This window comes from Citrobacter sp. RHBSTW-01044, assembly GCF_013781945.1.
Lineage (GTDB): Bacteria > Pseudomonadota > Gammaproteobacteria > Enterobacterales > Enterobacteriaceae > Citrobacter > Citrobacter braakii.
The window spans coordinates 388,834-403,099 of the sequence record NZ_CP056180.1; the positions used below are offsets into that span (position 1 = coordinate 388,834).

At 50.0% G+C, this 14,266-nt stretch carries 27 protein-coding genes; 26 read left to right on the top strand and 1 reads right to left on the bottom strand.

From position 1 onward, the window contains the following. Nucleotides 1-33: 33 nt before the first annotated feature. Nucleotides 34-831 (bottom strand): type II secretion system protein GspC, encoded by a 798-nt coding sequence (gene gspC / locus HV352_RS01845; protein ID WP_153647291.1) that lies wholly within the window; start codon nucleotides 829-831, stop codon nucleotides 34-36. Nucleotides 832-997: 166 nt separating this feature from the next. Here gspC and HV352_RS01850 point away from each other — a divergent pair, with 166 nt between their 5' ends. The 26 genes from HV352_RS01850 to rpsM all read left to right on the top strand — a co-directional run bounded on the left by HV352_RS01850 (nucleotide 998) and on the right by rpsM (nucleotide 14,252). Then, nucleotides 998-2,512, top strand: a complete 1,515-nt coding sequence (locus tag HV352_RS01850; RefSeq protein WP_181635158.1) for an AAA family ATPase — start codon at nucleotides 998-1,000, stop codon at nucleotides 2,510-2,512. After that, complete coding sequence (locus HV352_RS01855) at nucleotides 2,512-2,895, top strand: hypothetical protein (RefSeq protein ID WP_181635159.1); 384 nt, start codon at nucleotides 2,512-2,514, stop codon at nucleotides 2,893-2,895. Before HV352_RS01850 ends, HV352_RS01855 begins: the two co-directional genes overlap by 1 nt. A 206-nt stretch (nucleotides 2,896-3,101) precedes the next feature. Further along, entirely contained in the window at nucleotides 3,102-3,413 is a 312-nt protein-coding gene (gene rpsJ / locus HV352_RS01860) for a 30S ribosomal protein S10 (protein ID WP_001181005.1), read from the top strand. 32 nt (nucleotides 3,414-3,445) lie between these two features. After that, nucleotides 3,446-4,075: a 50S ribosomal protein L3 gene (gene rplC, locus HV352_RS01865; protein WP_003031117.1), complete on the top strand. Its 630-nt coding sequence runs from the start codon at nucleotides 3,446-3,448 to the stop codon at nucleotides 4,073-4,075. Between the two features lie 10 nt (nucleotides 4,076-4,085). Then, nucleotides 4,086-4,691 carry a 50S ribosomal protein L4 gene (gene rplD, locus HV352_RS01870; RefSeq protein ID WP_003031119.1) on the top strand — a complete coding sequence of 202 codons (606 nt, stop codon included), beginning with the start codon at nucleotides 4,086-4,088 and terminating at the stop codon, nucleotides 4,689-4,691. After that, on the top strand, nucleotides 4,688-4,990 hold the full coding sequence (rplW, locus tag HV352_RS01875; RefSeq protein ID WP_000617546.1) for a 50S ribosomal protein L23: 303 nt from the start codon (nucleotides 4,688-4,690) through the stop codon (nucleotides 4,988-4,990). Before rplD ends, rplW begins: the two co-directional genes overlap by 4 nt. Nucleotides 4,991-5,007: 17 nt before the next feature. Beyond that, complete coding sequence (gene rplB / locus HV352_RS01880) at nucleotides 5,008-5,829, top strand: 50S ribosomal protein L2 (protein ID WP_016154746.1); 822 nt, start codon at nucleotides 5,008-5,010, stop codon at nucleotides 5,827-5,829. 16 nt (nucleotides 5,830-5,845) lie between these two features. Then, nucleotides 5,846-6,124, top strand: a complete 279-nt coding sequence (gene rpsS, locus HV352_RS01885; RefSeq protein ID WP_001138115.1) for a 30S ribosomal protein S19 — start codon at nucleotides 5,846-5,848, stop codon at nucleotides 6,122-6,124. Nucleotides 6,125-6,138: 14 nt separating this feature from the next. Next, nucleotides 6,139-6,471: a 50S ribosomal protein L22 gene (gene rplV, locus HV352_RS01890; protein ID WP_000448832.1), complete on the top strand. Its 333-nt coding sequence runs from the start codon at nucleotides 6,139-6,141 to the stop codon at nucleotides 6,469-6,471. 17 nt (nucleotides 6,472-6,488) lie between these two features. Next, the gene (rpsC, locus tag HV352_RS01895) at nucleotides 6,489-7,190 is read left to right on the top strand and encodes a 30S ribosomal protein S3 (RefSeq protein ID WP_000529945.1); all 702 of its coding nucleotides are present in this window, start codon (nucleotides 6,489-6,491) and stop codon (nucleotides 7,188-7,190) included. A gap of 12 nt (nucleotides 7,191-7,202) precedes the next feature. After that, the gene (rplP, locus tag HV352_RS01900; protein ID WP_000941212.1) at nucleotides 7,203-7,613 is read left to right on the top strand and encodes a 50S ribosomal protein L16; all 411 of its coding nucleotides are present in this window, start codon (nucleotides 7,203-7,205) and stop codon (nucleotides 7,611-7,613) included. Further along, complete coding sequence (gene rpmC, locus HV352_RS01905; RefSeq protein WP_000644742.1) at nucleotides 7,613-7,804, top strand: 50S ribosomal protein L29; 192 nt, start codon at nucleotides 7,613-7,615, stop codon at nucleotides 7,802-7,804. Before rplP ends, rpmC begins: the two co-directional genes overlap by 1 nt. Further along, nucleotides 7,804-8,058 (top strand): 30S ribosomal protein S17, encoded by a 255-nt coding sequence (rpsQ, locus tag HV352_RS01910; protein ID WP_003031120.1) that lies wholly within the window; start codon nucleotides 7,804-7,806, stop codon nucleotides 8,056-8,058. The genes rpmC and rpsQ overlap by 1 nt, the downstream gene beginning before the upstream one ends. A gap of 163 nt (nucleotides 8,059-8,221) precedes the next feature. Beyond that, a complete protein-coding gene (gene rplN, locus HV352_RS01915; RefSeq protein WP_000613954.1) occupies nucleotides 8,222-8,593 on the top strand; it encodes a 50S ribosomal protein L14 in 372 nt (123 codons plus the stop codon). Between the two features lie 10 nt (nucleotides 8,594-8,603). Beyond that, the gene (gene rplX, locus HV352_RS01920; protein ID WP_003031122.1) at nucleotides 8,604-8,918 is read left to right on the top strand and encodes a 50S ribosomal protein L24; all 315 of its coding nucleotides are present in this window, start codon (nucleotides 8,604-8,606) and stop codon (nucleotides 8,916-8,918) included. 14 nt (nucleotides 8,919-8,932) lie between these two features. Next, nucleotides 8,933-9,472 carry a 50S ribosomal protein L5 gene (rplE, locus tag HV352_RS01925; protein ID WP_003031123.1) on the top strand — a complete coding sequence of 180 codons (540 nt, stop codon included), beginning with the start codon at nucleotides 8,933-8,935 and terminating at the stop codon, nucleotides 9,470-9,472. 14 nt (nucleotides 9,473-9,486) lie between these two features. Beyond that, a complete protein-coding gene (rpsN, locus tag HV352_RS01930) occupies nucleotides 9,487-9,792 on the top strand; it encodes a 30S ribosomal protein S14 (RefSeq protein WP_003031125.1) in 306 nt (101 codons plus the stop codon). Nucleotides 9,793-9,822: 30 nt separating this feature from the next. Beyond that, a complete protein-coding gene (gene rpsH, locus HV352_RS01935; RefSeq protein WP_003031127.1) occupies nucleotides 9,823-10,215 on the top strand; it encodes a 30S ribosomal protein S8 in 393 nt (130 codons plus the stop codon). A 12-nt stretch (nucleotides 10,216-10,227) separates the two neighbouring features. Continuing rightward, nucleotides 10,228-10,761 (top strand): 50S ribosomal protein L6, encoded by a 534-nt coding sequence (rplF, locus tag HV352_RS01940; protein ID WP_003031129.1) that lies wholly within the window; start codon nucleotides 10,228-10,230, stop codon nucleotides 10,759-10,761. A gap of 9 nt (nucleotides 10,762-10,770) precedes the next feature. Continuing rightward, on the top strand, nucleotides 10,771-11,124 hold the full coding sequence (gene rplR / locus HV352_RS01945) for a 50S ribosomal protein L18 (RefSeq protein WP_000358960.1): 354 nt from the start codon (nucleotides 10,771-10,773) through the stop codon (nucleotides 11,122-11,124). 14 nt (nucleotides 11,125-11,138) lie between these two features. Further along, nucleotides 11,139-11,642, top strand: a complete 504-nt coding sequence (rpsE, locus tag HV352_RS01950) for a 30S ribosomal protein S5 (protein ID WP_003031131.1) — start codon at nucleotides 11,139-11,141, stop codon at nucleotides 11,640-11,642. A 3-nt stretch (nucleotides 11,643-11,645) separates the two neighbouring features. Beyond that, nucleotides 11,646-11,825: a 50S ribosomal protein L30 gene (rpmD, locus tag HV352_RS01955; protein WP_001140434.1), complete on the top strand. Its 180-nt coding sequence runs from the start codon at nucleotides 11,646-11,648 to the stop codon at nucleotides 11,823-11,825. A gap of 3 nt (nucleotides 11,826-11,828) precedes the next feature. Beyond that, the gene (gene rplO / locus HV352_RS01960) at nucleotides 11,829-12,263 is read left to right on the top strand and encodes a 50S ribosomal protein L15 (protein WP_003031132.1); all 435 of its coding nucleotides are present in this window, start codon (nucleotides 11,829-11,831) and stop codon (nucleotides 12,261-12,263) included. A 7-nt stretch (nucleotides 12,264-12,270) separates the two neighbouring features. Beyond that, the gene (gene secY / locus HV352_RS01965; protein ID WP_001118864.1) at nucleotides 12,271-13,602 is read left to right on the top strand and encodes a preprotein translocase subunit SecY; all 1,332 of its coding nucleotides are present in this window, start codon (nucleotides 12,271-12,273) and stop codon (nucleotides 13,600-13,602) included. Nucleotides 13,603-13,632: 30 nt separating this feature from the next. Then, nucleotides 13,633-13,749, top strand: a complete 117-nt coding sequence (gene rpmJ / locus HV352_RS01970; protein ID WP_000868187.1) for a 50S ribosomal protein L36 — start codon at nucleotides 13,633-13,635, stop codon at nucleotides 13,747-13,749. A gap of 146 nt (nucleotides 13,750-13,895) precedes the next feature. Continuing rightward, nucleotides 13,896-14,252: a 30S ribosomal protein S13 gene (rpsM, locus tag HV352_RS01975; protein ID WP_003031135.1), complete on the top strand. Its 357-nt coding sequence runs from the start codon at nucleotides 13,896-13,898 to the stop codon at nucleotides 14,250-14,252. The last annotated feature ends 14 nt before the right edge of the window (nucleotides 14,253-14,266 follow it).

A 14,266-nucleotide genomic window follows, 5' to 3' on the forward strand; every position in this document is an offset into this window, starting at 1 on the left:
TAATTCCTTTGCGCAATTTTGTCGTCCTTAAGGTTAATCATTCTCAGTAACGGATACATTCACCAGCGCTTCCTGACCGTTTCGTATTACGGTGAACTGGGCAGAGTTTAAGGTTACAAATTCCTGTAGTGCCGCTTTTGCTGACGCTTCCTGAGTTAGCGGATGGTTGTTCATTTTGATCGCAATATCGCCAGGCCTGAGTCCGGTTGCTATAAAACGTTCAACCGGACCACGGGCGTTTAATCTGACGCCCTGTAGCGCTTCCTGCTGATAGATAAAGTTAGTAATAATGATGTCGCTGAGGGAATGTGGCGCGCTGTCATGTGGCAGCGATGGTGCCGGTGCCCTGGAGGATATATCAGGCTCATCAATAAAAACGATGCGTTGCCGGGCTCCATTGTTATCAATCGTCACGCTATTATTATCAATATCCGTAATTTTTACGTCAGGGAGGTCGTCAAGCTTATCTCCGGTACTGTAAAATTTTGCTTTCTCATTAATGGTGATAATAGCCTGTGAACGTGTTTTTAGCGTGCTCGCAATAATGCCATTTAGCTGGAGATCGAGCATCGAATTTTTAATTGAGACATCTTCTTTATTATCAGTCGCGTTTTCCCTACTGTTTTTCGGTAAATTCATTGGCAGCCTGAGGACAACGGACGTTATTGATTGACTGGTTTTGTTTTTTGTATTGATAAAATCAATAAATAATCTATAGGCATATAACGAATGAATAATAACAATGACACCGACAAAAAACATAACGCAGTACAGCACATCGTTACGCTTTCTCTTAAATATAAAGGTAAATTGCTTCGCGATAACATCCATTGTTAATAGCACGCCTGTTCTTTTCGGGAGAAGCATGATATAGGCTTACTTTCAGGTTTTCAATTTAATCGTCGGAACATGTCGTTTAATTCAAATATAAAAAATTGATAATATTTACCTGGCATATAATAAGTTAAATACCCGCATCAATTACTGGAACTTATCGATGACTGAACGCGAATTACCGTATGCAATTTACTCTTTTTCGCAACATACCCTTATCAAGAATATCTTTATTCATGAGTTGGGCGCTGGCGATGTGGGCGTATTATGCGGCAAACCGGGGTGTGGTAAATCGACGCTTATTTATCAGTTAGGTAAGAATTTTCCCGGCAGGGTAGTGGTGTTTACCGCCACCGGTTTCTCTGGTTTCTGTCAATTGACACACACGGCGTGTACGCACGGAAAACTCCAGCCAGACTGGCGAGATGTGAGAATTAGCCGTTTCTGGTCAACGCTGATGCCTGCCCTTAGTCCGGCAGCGCAACCAATAATAATTGTCATTGATAATGCTGACGCACTCGCCAGACATCTTCCGGCATTTGTCGATAATTTCCGTCATCTGGCGGCTTCATTTGACGCTGGCGCCAGCTTGCTACTGGTGGGGGGCGAAGCGCTCAGGCGTAACCGACGACTTAAACGGCGTATTACGCTGTCGGCGATCATCGCTGCGCCGACGGACGATGAATATCTTGATTTTATGCATCAACAGCAACTGCGTGAGGCGGATGGCGAGCCTGTGCGGATGCGTCATGAATTTGTGCGCAAAGCGGTTCGGGCAGTGCAGGGAAACCTGCCGTTGTTGGGGCGCATCGCCCGGGCGGCGAGAAAAATGGCAACGGACAGGCAAGCGGATGTGTTAACCGCTCAACAGGAAAAATTGTTGCTGGAAACATTTACTCTCCGCTCTTGCGTATTGCGCAAGGGAATATTGCCCGGACTTTACGCTGCGCTGGCTTTGACGTTCGGCTGGCTGGCGGTCGATGTTTTTCCCCTTCAACTTCCTGTGCCCGCCGGGTTAACGGTGGCGATGACGCAAAAAAAGGAAAACCTGCCGGATATTAGCGATGCACGGGGAGGATTACGCGACGCCATGCAGCAATTATTCAGCGTCTGGGGATTCGACACAGCGCATGACGAGGCATGGTGTGACCAGGCCGATCGCGCTGAGTTGGTGTGCGAAAGCGGTAAGGAACGTTTAGATAACCTCATCAGGCGCGGGTTGCCGTGGATCGCGCATTTGAATATCGATAAACAACCGGTCTACGGTGTTGTGATGCGTGTATCAGGAAACGAGCTGGATCTTATCATTGATAATAAAACCTGGATCGTCAGTCAGGAGTGGCTGGCGAAGCACTGGCAGGGAAATTATACCCTGATGCTCAATTTAACGCCTGACAGGAAAATGCAGATCGGTGAAAAGAGTCCGGCGGAAACCATCATCTGGTTTGATACGATGCTGAGCCGCGCGCTGGGCGTTCCCGGCGATAAATCAGGCTCATGGACGCCATGGTTAATCGAAAAGGTCAAAGCATTCCAGCAGCGGGAGAATTTGCCTGTGGATGGTAAGCCGGGAAAAGAGACGCTGATAAGGCTACGTCAGAGTCTTGGAGACGCGCCGGTATTAATCAATGAGGCGGCACCTGTGCTCACACATGTGTCATCTAAGGAGCGTATGTGATGATGCACATCTATCAACCCATTGATGCGAAAACAGTGTCGAGTTGCCGCTGGCGGCAGGCGCTGCATTCCTGTTGCTGGCTGTTGTGGGTCAGCCTGATGCTAATGTGCGGCTACTACGGACATTATGTCTGGTTGGTGCGCCATCCGACAACCGCCACGCAGGGAGTGCCCGATTCTCAGGCGTATCGACTCTCGGATGTGCATTACATTTTTAAGCGGAAACCTCTGCCGATACGCATCGATTTACCCACCCAGAACGAAGAGGGTGACAGTATGCTGGAAGAGATACCCTATGATGAAGCATCCGGGCAGGAAGCGCCGGATGGCGAAGTATTGCGCTCACGTGTGCAACAAGCGCTGAGAGAAATCGATGGCAAATAGCCATAATCACTTGCATCCGTACCGGCTATACGTATAATACGCCAGCCTGTCAAATCTGACGGGTAGTTCGATATGAACTGTGGCGGTTTACCGTCAACAACGCTCCCAATCAGGGGGCTACGTAAGAACGGTTACACTCTCCCATCAATCGTAATGGGTTTGAGGAGTAACTATTTCGTCTATAAAATAATTGGAGCTCTGGTCTCATGCAGAACCAAAGAATCCGTATCCGTTTGAAAGCGTTTGATCATCGTCTGATCGATCAATCAACCGCGGAAATCGTCGAGACTGCCAAGCGCACTGGTGCGCAGGTTCGTGGTCCGATCCCGCTGCCGACCCGCAAAGAGCGTTTCACCGTTCTGATCTCCCCGCACGTCAACAAAGACGCGCGTGATCAGTACGAGATCCGTACTCACAAGCGTCTGGTTGACATCGTTGAGCCAACTGAAAAAACCGTTGATGCTCTGATGCGTCTGGACCTGGCTGCCGGTGTAGACGTGCAGATCAGCCTGGGTTAATCAGGTCATCGAGCGATTGAGAGGTTGATACAATGATTGGTTTAGTCGGTAAAAAAGTGGGTATGACCCGCATCTTCACTGAAGATGGCGTATCTATCCCAGTAACCGTTATCGAAGTTGAAGCAAACCGCGTTACTCAGGTTAAAGATCTGGCTAACGATGGCTATCGCGCTGTTCAGGTTACCACCGGTGCTAAAAAAGCTAACCGCGTAACTAAGCCGGAAGCTGGTCACTTTGCTAAAGCTGGCGTAGAAGCTGGCCGCGGCCTGTGGGAGTTCCGCCTGGCAGATGGTGAAGAATACACCGTTGGTCAGAACATTAGCGTTGAACTGTTTGCTGACGTTAAAAAAGTTGACGTAACCGGTACCTCTAAAGGTAAAGGTTTCGCTGGTACCGTTAAGCGCTGGAACTTCCGTACCCAGGACGCTACTCACGGTAACTCCTTGTCCCACCGCGTTCCGGGTTCTATCGGTCAGAACCAGACTCCGGGCAAAGTGTTTAAAGGCAAGAAAATGGCAGGTCAGCTGGGCAACGAACGTGTAACCGTTCAGAGCCTGGACGTAGTACGTGTTGACGCTGAGCGCAACCTGCTGCTGGTTAAAGGTGGTGTTCCGGGTGCGACCGGTTGCGACCTGATCGTTAAACCAGCTGTGAAGGCGTAAGGGGATAGCAATGGAATTAGTATTGAAAGACGCGCAGAGCGCGCTGACTGTTTCCGAAACTACCTTCGGTCGTGATTTCAACGAAGCGCTGGTTCACCAGGTTGTTGTTGCTTATGCAGCTGGTGCTCGTCAGGGTACTCGTGCTCAGAAGACTCGTGCTGAAGTAACTGGTTCAGGCAAAAAGCCGTGGCGCCAGAAAGGTACCGGCCGTGCGCGTTCAGGTTCTATCAAGAGCCCGATCTGGCGTTCAGGTGGCGTGACCTTCGCTGCTCGTCCACAGGACCACAGTCAAAAAGTTAACAAAAAGATGTACCGCGGCGCGCTGAAAAGCATTCTGTCCGAACTGGTACGTCAGGATCGTCTGATCGTTGTCGAATCATTCTCTGTAGAAGCGCCTAAAACTAAGCTGCTGGCACAGAAACTGAAAGACATGGCTCTGGAAGATGTGCTGATCATCACCGGTGAGCTGGACGAAAACCTGTTCCTGGCTGCGCGCAACCTGCACAAGGTTGACGTACGCGATGCAACTGGTATCGACCCGGTTAGCCTGATCGCCTTCGACAAAGTCGTAATGACTGCTGATGCTGTTAAGCAAGTTGAGGAGATGCTGGCATGATTCGTGAAGAACGTCTGCTGAAAGTGCTGCGCGCACCGCACGTTTCTGAAAAAGCGTCTACTGCGATGGAAAAAACTAACACCATCGTTCTCAAAGTTGCTAAAGACGCGACCAAAGCAGAAATCAAAGCTGCTGTGCAGAAACTGTTTGAAGTCGAAGTCGAAGTCGTTAACACCCTGGTAGTTAAAGGGAAAGTTAAACGTCACGGACAGCGTATCGGTCGTCGTAGCGACTGGAAAAAAGCTTACGTCACCCTGAAGGAAGGCCAGAATCTGGACTTCGTCGGCGGCGCTGAGTAAGTCGGAGGAGTAATACAATGGCAGTTGTTAAATGTAAACCGACATCTCCGGGTCGTCGCCACGTTGTTAAAGTGGTCAACCCAGAGCTGCACAAGGGCAAACCTTTTGCTCCGCTGGTTGAAAAAAACAGCAAATCCGGTGGTCGTAACAACAATGGCCGCATCACCACTCGTCACATCGGTGGTGGTCACAAGCAGGCTTATCGTATTGTTGACTTCAAACGCAACAAAGACGGTATCCCGGCAGTTGTTGAACGTCTTGAGTACGATCCGAACCGCTCCGCGAACATCGCGCTGGTTCTGTACAAAGACGGTGAACGCCGTTACATCCTGGCCCCTAAAGGCCTGAAAGCTGGCGACCAGGTTCAATCTGGCGTTGATGCTGCAATCAAAGCAGGTAACACCCTGCCGATGCGCAATATCCCGGTTGGTTCTACTGTTCATAACGTAGAAATGAAACCAGGTAAAGGCGGTCAGCTGGCACGTTCCGCTGGTACTTACGTTCAGATCGTTGCTCGTGATGGTGCTTATGTCACCCTGCGTCTGCGTTCTGGTGAAATGCGTAAAGTCGAAGCAGACTGCCGTGCAACTCTGGGCGAAGTTGGCAATGCTGAGCATATGCTGCGCGTTCTGGGTAAAGCAGGTGCTGCACGCTGGCGTGGTGTTCGTCCTACCGTTCGCGGTACTGCGATGAACCCAGTCGACCACCCACATGGTGGTGGTGAAGGTCGTAACTTTGGTAAGCACCCGGTAACTCCGTGGGGCGTTCAGACCAAAGGTAAGAAGACCCGCAGCAACAAGCGTACTGATAAATTCATCGTACGTCGCCGTAGCAAATAATTTTAGAGGATAAGCCATGCCACGTTCTCTCAAGAAAGGTCCTTTTATTGACCTGCACTTGCTGAAGAAGGTAGAGAAAGCGGTGGAAAGCGGAGACAAGAAGCCCCTGCGCACTTGGTCCCGTCGTTCAACGATCTTTCCTAACATGATCGGTTTGACCATCGCTGTCCATAATGGTCGTCAGCACGTTCCGGTATTTGTTTCCGACGAAATGGTCGGTCACAAACTGGGTGAATTCGCACCGACTCGTACTTATCGCGGCCATGCTGCTGATAAAAAAGCGAAGAAGAAATAAGGTAGGAGGAAGAGATGGAAACTTTAGCTCAACATCGCCATGCTCGTTCTTCTGCTCAGAAGGTTCGCCTTGTTGCAGACCTGATTCGCGGTAAGAAAGTGTCGCAGGCTCTGGATATTCTGACCTACACCAATAAGAAAGCGGCTGTACTGGTCAAGAAAGTCCTGGAATCTGCCATTGCTAACGCTGAACACAACGATGGCGCTGACATTGACGATCTGAAAGTTACGAAAATTTTCGTAGACGAAGGCCCGAGCATGAAGCGCATTATGCCGCGTGCAAAAGGTCGTGCAGATCGCATCCTGAAGCGCACCAGCCACATTACTGTGGTTGTGTCCGATCGCTGAGACTCTGGAGACTAGCAATGGGTCAGAAAGTACATCCTAATGGTATTCGCCTGGGTATTGTAAAACCATGGAACTCAACCTGGTTTGCGAACACCAAAGAATTCGCTGACAACCTGGACAGCGATTTTAAAGTACGTCAGTACCTGACTAAGGAACTGGCTAAAGCGTCTGTATCTCGTATCGTTATCGAGCGTCCGGCTAAGAGCATCCGTGTGACCATTCACACCGCTCGCCCGGGTATCGTTATCGGTAAGAAAGGTGAAGACGTAGAAAAACTGCGCAAAGTCGTAGCGGATATTGCTGGCGTTCCTGCTCAGATCAATATCGCCGAAGTGCGTAAACCTGAACTGGATGCAAAATTGGTTGCTGACAGCATCACTTCTCAGCTGGAACGTCGTGTTATGTTCCGTCGTGCTATGAAGCGTGCTGTACAGAACGCAATGCGTCTGGGCGCTAAAGGTATTAAAGTTGAAGTTAGCGGCCGTCTGGGCGGCGCGGAAATCGCACGTACCGAATGGTACCGCGAAGGTCGCGTACCTCTGCACACTCTGCGTGCTGACATCGACTACAACACCTCTGAAGCGCACACCACTTACGGTGTAATCGGCGTTAAAGTGTGGATCTTCAAAGGCGAGATCCTGGGTGGTATGGCTGCTGTTGAACAACCGGAAAAACCGGCTGCGCAACCTAAAAAGCAGCAGCGTAAAGGCCGTAAATAAGGAGCGTCGCTGATGTTACAACCAAAGCGTACAAAATTCCGTAAAATGCACAAAGGCCGTAACCGCGGTCTGGCGCAGGGTACGGATGTTAGCTTCGGCAGCTTCGGTCTGAAAGCTGTTGGCCGTGGTCGTCTGACTGCCCGTCAGATCGAAGCAGCACGTCGTGCTATGACCCGTGCAGTTAAGCGTCAAGGTAAGATCTGGATCCGTGTATTCCCGGACAAACCGATCACTGAAAAGCCGCTGGCAGTGCGTATGGGTAAAGGTAAAGGTAACGTGGAGTATTGGGTTGCCTTGATTCAGCCGGGTAAAGTCCTGTATGAAATGGACGGCGTACCGGAAGAGCTGGCCCGTGAAGCATTCAAGCTGGCAGCAGCGAAACTGCCGATTAAAACCACCTTTGTAACTAAGACGGTGATGTAATGAAAGCAAAAGAGCTGCGTGAGAAGAGTGTTGAAGAGCTGAACACCGAGCTGCTGAATCTGCTGCGTGAGCAGTTCAACCTGCGTATGCAGGCTGCAAGTGGCCAGCTGCAACAGTCTCACCTGTTGAAGCAAGTGCGTCGTGATGTCGCACGCGTTAAGACTTTACTGACTGAGAAGGCGGGTGCGTAATGACCGATAAAATCCGTACTCTGCAAGGTCGCGTTGTTAGCGATAAAATGGAGAAATCCATCGTTGTTGCTATCGAACGTTTTGTGAAACACCCGATCTACGGTAAATTCATTAAGCGTACGACCAAACTGCACGTACATGACGAGAACAACGAATGCGGTACTGGTGACGTGGTTGAAATCCGCGAATGCCGTCCGCTGTCCAAGACTAAGTCCTGGACGCTGGTTCGCGTTGTAGAGAAAGCCGTTCTGTAATACAGTAGGCATTCTCAACGAATAAACGGCTCAGCGATGAGCCGTTTATTTTTTCTACCCATATCGTTGAAGCGGTGTTATAATGCCGCGCCCCCGATATGGGGCTTTTTTAACGACCTGATTTTCGGGTCTCAGTAGTAGTTGACATTAGCGGAGCACTAAAATGATCCAAGAACAGACTATGCTGAACGTCGCCGACAACTCCGGTGCACGTCGCGTAATGTGTATCAAGGTTCTGGGTGGCTCGCACCGTCGCTACGCAGGCGTCGGCGATATCATCAAGATCACCATCAAGGAAGCAATTCCGCGTGGTAAGGTCAAAAAAGGTGATGTGCTGAAGGCGGTAGTGGTGCGCACCAAGAAGGGTGTTCGTCGCCCGGACGGTTCTGTCATTCGCTTCGATGGTAATGCATGCGTTATTTTAAACAATAACAGCGAGCAACCTATCGGTACGCGTATTTTTGGGCCGGTAACTCGTGAACTTCGTAACGAGAAGTTCATGAAAATTATCTCTCTGGCACCAGAAGTACTCTAAGGAGCGAATCATGGCAGCGAAGATCCGTCGTGATGACGAAGTTATCGTGTTAACCGGTAAAGATAAAGGTAAACGCGGTAAAGTTAAGAATGTCCTGTCTTCCGGCAAGGTCATTGTTGAAGGTATCAACTTGGTTAAGAAACATCAGAAGCCGGTTCCGGCCCTGAACCAACCAGGCGGCATTGTAGAGAAAGAAGCAGCTATTCAGATCTCTAACCTTGCTATCTTCAACGCGGCAACCGGCAAGGCTGACCGTGTAGGCTTTAGATTCGAAGACGGCAAAAAAGTCCGTTTCTTTAAATCTAACAGCGAAACTATCAAGTAATTTGGAGTAGTACGATGGCGAAACTGCATGATTACTACAAAGACGAAGTAGTCGCTAAACTCATGACTGAGTTTAACTACAATTCTGTCATGCAAGTCCCTCGGGTCGAGAAGATCACCCTGAACATGGGTGTTGGTGAAGCGATCGCTGACAAGAAACTGCTGGATAACGCAGCAGCTGACCTGACAGCAATCTCCGGTCAAAAACCGCTGATCACCAAAGCACGCAAATCAGTTGCAGGCTTCAAAATCCGTCAGGGCTATCCGATCGGCTGTAAAGTAACTCTGCGTGGCGAACGCATGTGGGAGTTCTTTGAGCGCCTGATCACTATTGCTGTTCCACGTATCCGTGACTTCCGTGGCTTGTCCGCTAAGTCTTTCGACGGTCGTGGTAACTACAGCATGGGTGTCCGTGAGCAGATCATCTTCCCAGAAATCGACTACGATAAAGTCGACCGCGTGCGTGGTTTGGATATTACCATTACCACTACTGCGAAATCTGATGAAGAAGGCCGTGCTCTGCTGGCTGCCTTTGACTTCCCGTTCCGCAAGTAAGGTAGGGTTACTGAATGGCTAAGCAATCAATGAAAGCACGCGAAGTAAAGCGCGTAGCTTTAGCTGATAAGTACTTCGCAAAACGCGCTGAACTGAAAGCTATTATCTCTGATGTGAACGCGACCGACGAAGATCGTTGGAACGCAGTTCTCAAGCTGCAGTCTCTGCCGCGTGATTCCAGCCCGTCCCGTCAGCGTAACCGCTGCCGTCAAACAGGTCGTCCGCATGGCTATGTGGGCAAGTTCGGGTTGAGCCGTATCAAACTGCGTGAAGCCGCTATGCGCGGTGAAGTACCAGGCTTGAAAAAGGCTAGCTGGTAATTACCAATTGAATCACGGGAGTAAAGACAGATGAGCATGCAAGATCCGATCGCGGATATGCTGACCCGTATCCGTAACGGTCAGGCCGCGAATAAAGCTGCGGTCACCATGCCTTCCTCCAAGCTGAAAGTGGCAATTGCCAACGTGCTGAAGGAAGAAGGTTTTATTGAAGATTTTAAAGTTGAAGGCGACACCAAGCCGGAACTGGAACTTACTCTTAAGTATTTCCAGGGTAAAGCTGTTGTAGAAAGCATTCAGCGTGTCAGTCGCCCAGGTCTGCGCATTTATAAGCGTAAAGACGAGCTGCCGAAAGTTATGGCTGGCATGGGTATCGCAGTTGTTTCTACCTCTAAAGGTGTTATGACTGATCGTGCAGCGCGCCAGGCTGGTCTTGGTGGCGAAATTATCTGCTACGTAGCCTAATCGGAGGAAAAAATGTCTCGTGTTGCTAAAGCACCGGTCGTTATTCCTGCCGGCGTTGATGTAAAAATCAACGGTCAGGTTATTACGATCAAAGGTAAAAACGGCGAGCTGACTCGTACTCTCAACGATGCTGTTGCAGTAAATCATGCAGATAATGCACTGACCTTCGGTCCGCGTGATGGTTACGCAGATGGATGGGCTCAGGCTGGTACCGCGCGTGCCCTGCTGAATGCAATGGTTGTCGGTGTTACCGAAGGCTTCACTAAGAAGCTACAGCTGGTTGGTGTAGGTTATCGTGCAGCGGTTAAAGGGAATGTAGTAAACCTGGCTTTAGGTTTCTCTCACCCTGTTGACCATCAGCTGCCTGCGGGTATTACTGCAGAATGTCCGTCTCAGACTGAAATCGTGCTGAAAGGCGCTGATAAACAGCTGATCGGTCAGGTTGCAGCAGATCTGCGCGCCTACCGTCGTCCTGAGCCTTATAAAGGCAAGGGTGTTCGTTACGCCGACGAAGTCGTGCGTACCAAAGAGGCTAAGAAGAAGTAAGGTAACACTATGGATAAGAAATCTGCTCGTATCCGTCGTGCGACCCGCGCACGCCGCAAGCTCCAGGAGCTGGGCGCAACTCGCCTGGTGGTACATCGTACCCCGCGTCATATTTACGCACAGGTAATTGCACCGAACGGTTCTGAAGTTCTGGTAGCTGCTTCTACTGTAGAAAAAGCTATCGCTGAACAATTGAAGTACACCGGTAACAAAGACGCTGCTGCAGCTGTAGGTAAAGCTGTTGCTGAACGCGCTCTGGAAAAAGGCATCAAAGATGTTTCTTTTGACCGTTCCGGGTTCCAATATCATGGTCGTGTCCAGGCACTGGCAGATGCTGCCCGTGAAGCTGGCCTTCAGTTCTAAGGTAGAGGTGTAAGATGGCTCACATCGAAAAACAAGCTGGCGAACTGCAGGAAAAGCTGATCGCGGTTAACCGCGTATCTAAAACCGTTAAAGGTGGTCGTATTTTCTCCTTCACAGCTCTGACTGTAGTTGGTGATGGTAACGGTCGCGTTGGTTTTGGTTACGGTAAAGCGCGTGAAGTTCCAGCAGCGATCCAGAAAGCGATGGAAAAAGCCCGTCGCAATATGATTAACGTCGCGCTGAACCACGGCACCCTGCAGCACCCGGTTAAGGGTACTCACACGGGTTCTCGTGTATTCATGCAGCCGGCTTCCGAAGGTACCGGTATCATCGCCGGTGGTGCAATGCGCGCCGTTCTGGAAGTCGCTGGAGTTCGTAACGTTCTGGCTAAAGCGTATGGTTCTACTAACCCGATTAACGTGGTTCGTGCAACTATCGATGGCCTGGAAAATATGAAATCTCCGGAAATGGTCGCTGCCAAGCGTGGTAAATCCGTTGAAGAAATTCTGGGGAAATAAACCATGGCAAAGACTATTAAAATTACTCAAACCCGCAGTGCAATCGGTCGTCTGCCGAAACATAAGGCAACGCTGCTTGGCCTGGGTCTGCGTCGTATTGGTCACACCGTAGAGCGCGAGGATACTCCTGCTGTTCGTGGTATGGTCAACGCGGTTTCCTTCATGGTTAAAGTTGAGGAGTAAGAGATGCGTTTAAATACTCTGTCTCCGGCCGAAGGCTCTAAAAAAGCGGCTCGCCGCCTGGGTCGTGGTATCGGTTCTGGCCTCGGTAAAACCGGTGGTCGTGGTCACAAAGGTCAGAAGTCTCGTTCTGGCGGTGGCGTACGTCGTGGTTTCGAGGGGGGTCAGATGCCTCTGTACCGTCGTCTGCCGAAATTCGGCTTCACTTCACGTAAAGCAGCGATTACAGCCGAAGTTCGTCTGTCTGATCTGGCTAAAGTTGAAGGCGGTGTTGTAGACCTGAACACGCTGAAAGCAGCTAACATTATCGGTATCCAGATCGAGTTCGCGAAAGTGATTCTGGCTGGTGAAGTCACTACTCCGGTAACTGTTCGTGGCCTGCGTGTTACTAAAGGCGCTCGTGCTGCTATCGAAGCTGCTGGCGGTAAAATCGAGGAATAAGTAGCAGATGGCTAAACAACCGGGATTAGATTTTCAAAGTGCCAAAGGTGGCTTAGGCGAGCTGAAACGCAGACTGCTGTTTGTAATCGGCGCGCTGATTGTGTTCCGTATTGGCTCTTTCATTCCGATCCCTGGTATTGATGCCGCTGTACTTGCCAAACTGCTTGAGCAACAGCGAGGCACCATCATTGAAATGTTTAACATGTTCTCTGGTGGTGCTCTCAGCCGTGCTTCTATCTTTGCTCTGGGGATCATGCCGTATATTTCGGCGTCGATTATTATCCAGCTGCTGACGGTGGTTCATCCAACGCTGGCAGAAATTAAGAAAGAAGGGGAGTCTGGTCGTCGTAAGATCAGCCAGTACACCCGCTACGGTACTCTGGTGCTGGCAATATTCCAGTCGATCGGTATTGCTACCGGTCTGCCGAATATGCCTGGTATGCAGGGCCTGGTAATGAATCCAGGCTTTGCATTCTATTTCACCGCTGTTGTAAGTCTGGTTACAGGGACGATGTTCCTGATGTGGTTGGGCGAACAGATTACTGAACGTGGTATCGGCAACGGTATCTCAATCATTATCTTCGCCGGTATTGTCGCGGGACTCCCGCCAGCCATTGCCCATACTATCGAGCAAGCGCGTCAAGGCGACCTGCACTTCCTCGTGTTGCTGTTGGTTGCAGTATTAGTATTTGCAGTGACGTTCTTTGTTGTATTTGTTGAGCGTGGTCAACGCCGCATTGTGGTAAACTACGCGAAACGTCAGCAAGGTCGTCGTGTCTATGCTGCACAGAGCACACATTTACCGCTGAAAGTGAATATGGCGGGGGTAATCCCGGCAATCTTCGCTTCCAGTATTATTCTGTTCCCAGCGACCATCGCGTCATGGTTCGGGGGCGGGACTGGTTGGAACTGGCTGACAACAATTTCGCTGTATTTGCAGCCTGGGCAACCGCTTTATGTGTTACTCTATGCGTCTGCAATCATATTCTTCTGTTTCTTCTACACGGCGTTGGTTTTCAACCCGCGTGAAACAGCAGATAACCTGAAGAAGTCCGGTGCATTTGTACCAGGAATTCGTCCGGGAGAGCAAACGGCGAAGTATATCGATAAAGTAATGACCCGCCTGACTCTGGTTGGTGCGCTCTACATTACCTTTATCTGCCTGATCCCGGAGTTCATGCGTGATGCAATGAAAGTACCGTTCTACTTCGGTGGGACCTCACTGCTTATCGTTGTTGTCGTGATTATGGACTTTATGGCTCAAGTGCAAACTCTGATGATGTCAAGTCAGTACGAGTCTGCATTGAAGAAGGCGAATCTGAAAGGCTACGGCCGTTAACAGTCGCCCGAGAAGTTACGGAGAGTAAAAATGAAAGTTCGTGCTTCCGTCAAGAAATTATGCCGTAACTGCAAAATCGTTAAGCGTGATGGTGTCATCCGTGTGATTTGCAGTGCCGAGCCGAAGCATAAACAGCGCCAAGGCTGATTTATTCGCATATTTTTCTTGCAAAGTTGGGTTGAGCTGGCTAGATTAGCCAGCCAATCTTTTGTATGTCTGTGCGTTTCCATTTGAGTATCCTGAAAACGGGCTTTTCAGCATGGTGCGTACATATTAAATAGTAGGAGTGCATAGTGGCCCGTATAGCAGGCATTAACATTCCTGATCAGAAACATGCTGTGATCGCATTAACTTCGATCTACGGCGTCGGCAAGACCCGTTCTAAAGCCATTCTGGCTGCCGCGGGTATCGCTGAAGATGTTAAGATCAGTGAGCTGTCTGAAGAACAAATCGACACGCTGCGTGACGAAGTTGCCAAATTTGTCGTTGAAGGTGATCTGCGCCGTGAAGTTAGCATGAGCATCAAGCGCCTTATGGACCTTGGTTGCTATCGCGGTTTGCGTCATCGTCGTGGTCTCCCGGTTCGCGGTCAGCGTACCAAGACCAACGCACGTACCCGTAAGGGTCCGCGCAAACCGATCAAGAAATAATCGGGGTGATTGAA

Excerpts from the sequence above, each read along its gene's own strand:
- gspC (WP_153647291.1), bottom strand. The coding sequence starts at position 831 with ATGGATGTTATCGCGAAGCAATTTACCTTTATATTTAAGAGAAAGCGT.
- rpsC (WP_000529945.1), top strand. The coding sequence starts at position 6,489 with ATGGGTCAGAAAGTACATCCTAATGGTATTCGCCTGGGTATTGTAAAA.
- rplX (WP_003031122.1), top strand. The coding sequence starts at position 8,604 with ATGGCAGCGAAGATCCGTCGTGATGACGAAGTTATCGTGTTAACCGGT.
- HV352_RS01850 (WP_181635158.1), top strand. The coding sequence starts at position 998 with ATGACTGAACGCGAATTACCGTATGCAATTTACTCTTTTTCGCAACAT.
- rpsJ (WP_001181005.1), top strand. The coding sequence starts at position 3,102 with ATGCAGAACCAAAGAATCCGTATCCGTTTGAAAGCGTTTGATCATCGT.
- rplD (WP_003031119.1), top strand. The coding sequence starts at position 4,086 with ATGGAATTAGTATTGAAAGACGCGCAGAGCGCGCTGACTGTTTCCGAA.
- rpsH (WP_003031127.1), top strand. The coding sequence starts at position 9,823 with ATGAGCATGCAAGATCCGATCGCGGATATGCTGACCCGTATCCGTAAC.
- secY (WP_001118864.1), top strand. The coding sequence starts at position 12,271 with ATGGCTAAACAACCGGGATTAGATTTTCAAAGTGCCAAAGGTGGCTTA.
- rplO (WP_003031132.1), top strand. The coding sequence starts at position 11,829 with ATGCGTTTAAATACTCTGTCTCCGGCCGAAGGCTCTAAAAAAGCGGCT.
- rplW (WP_000617546.1), top strand. The coding sequence starts at position 4,688 with ATGATTCGTGAAGAACGTCTGCTGAAAGTGCTGCGCGCACCGCACGTT.
- HV352_RS01855 (WP_181635159.1), top strand. The coding sequence starts at position 2,512 with ATGATGCACATCTATCAACCCATTGATGCGAAAACAGTGTCGAGTTGC.
- rplC (WP_003031117.1), top strand. The coding sequence starts at position 3,446 with ATGATTGGTTTAGTCGGTAAAAAAGTGGGTATGACCCGCATCTTCACT.
- rpsE (WP_003031131.1), top strand. The coding sequence starts at position 11,139 with ATGGCTCACATCGAAAAACAAGCTGGCGAACTGCAGGAAAAGCTGATC.
- rplN (WP_000613954.1), top strand. The coding sequence starts at position 8,222 with ATGATCCAAGAACAGACTATGCTGAACGTCGCCGACAACTCCGGTGCA.
- rplP (WP_000941212.1), top strand. The coding sequence starts at position 7,203 with ATGTTACAACCAAAGCGTACAAAATTCCGTAAAATGCACAAAGGCCGT.
- rplV (WP_000448832.1), top strand. The coding sequence starts at position 6,139 with ATGGAAACTTTAGCTCAACATCGCCATGCTCGTTCTTCTGCTCAGAAG.
- rplR (WP_000358960.1), top strand. The coding sequence starts at position 10,771 with ATGGATAAGAAATCTGCTCGTATCCGTCGTGCGACCCGCGCACGCCGC.
- rpmJ (WP_000868187.1), top strand. The coding sequence starts at position 13,633 with ATGAAAGTTCGTGCTTCCGTCAAGAAATTATGCCGTAACTGCAAAATC.
- rpmC (WP_000644742.1), top strand. The coding sequence starts at position 7,613 with ATGAAAGCAAAAGAGCTGCGTGAGAAGAGTGTTGAAGAGCTGAACACC.
- rpsQ (WP_003031120.1), top strand. The coding sequence starts at position 7,804 with ATGACCGATAAAATCCGTACTCTGCAAGGTCGCGTTGTTAGCGATAAA.
- rpsS (WP_001138115.1), top strand. The coding sequence starts at position 5,846 with ATGCCACGTTCTCTCAAGAAAGGTCCTTTTATTGACCTGCACTTGCTG.
- rplB (WP_016154746.1), top strand. The coding sequence starts at position 5,008 with ATGGCAGTTGTTAAATGTAAACCGACATCTCCGGGTCGTCGCCACGTT.
- rplF (WP_003031129.1), top strand. The coding sequence starts at position 10,228 with ATGTCTCGTGTTGCTAAAGCACCGGTCGTTATTCCTGCCGGCGTTGAT.
- rpsN (WP_003031125.1), top strand. The coding sequence starts at position 9,487 with ATGGCTAAGCAATCAATGAAAGCACGCGAAGTAAAGCGCGTAGCTTTA.
- rpmD (WP_001140434.1), top strand. The coding sequence starts at position 11,646 with ATGGCAAAGACTATTAAAATTACTCAAACCCGCAGTGCAATCGGTCGT.
- rplE (WP_003031123.1), top strand. The coding sequence starts at position 8,933 with ATGGCGAAACTGCATGATTACTACAAAGACGAAGTAGTCGCTAAACTC.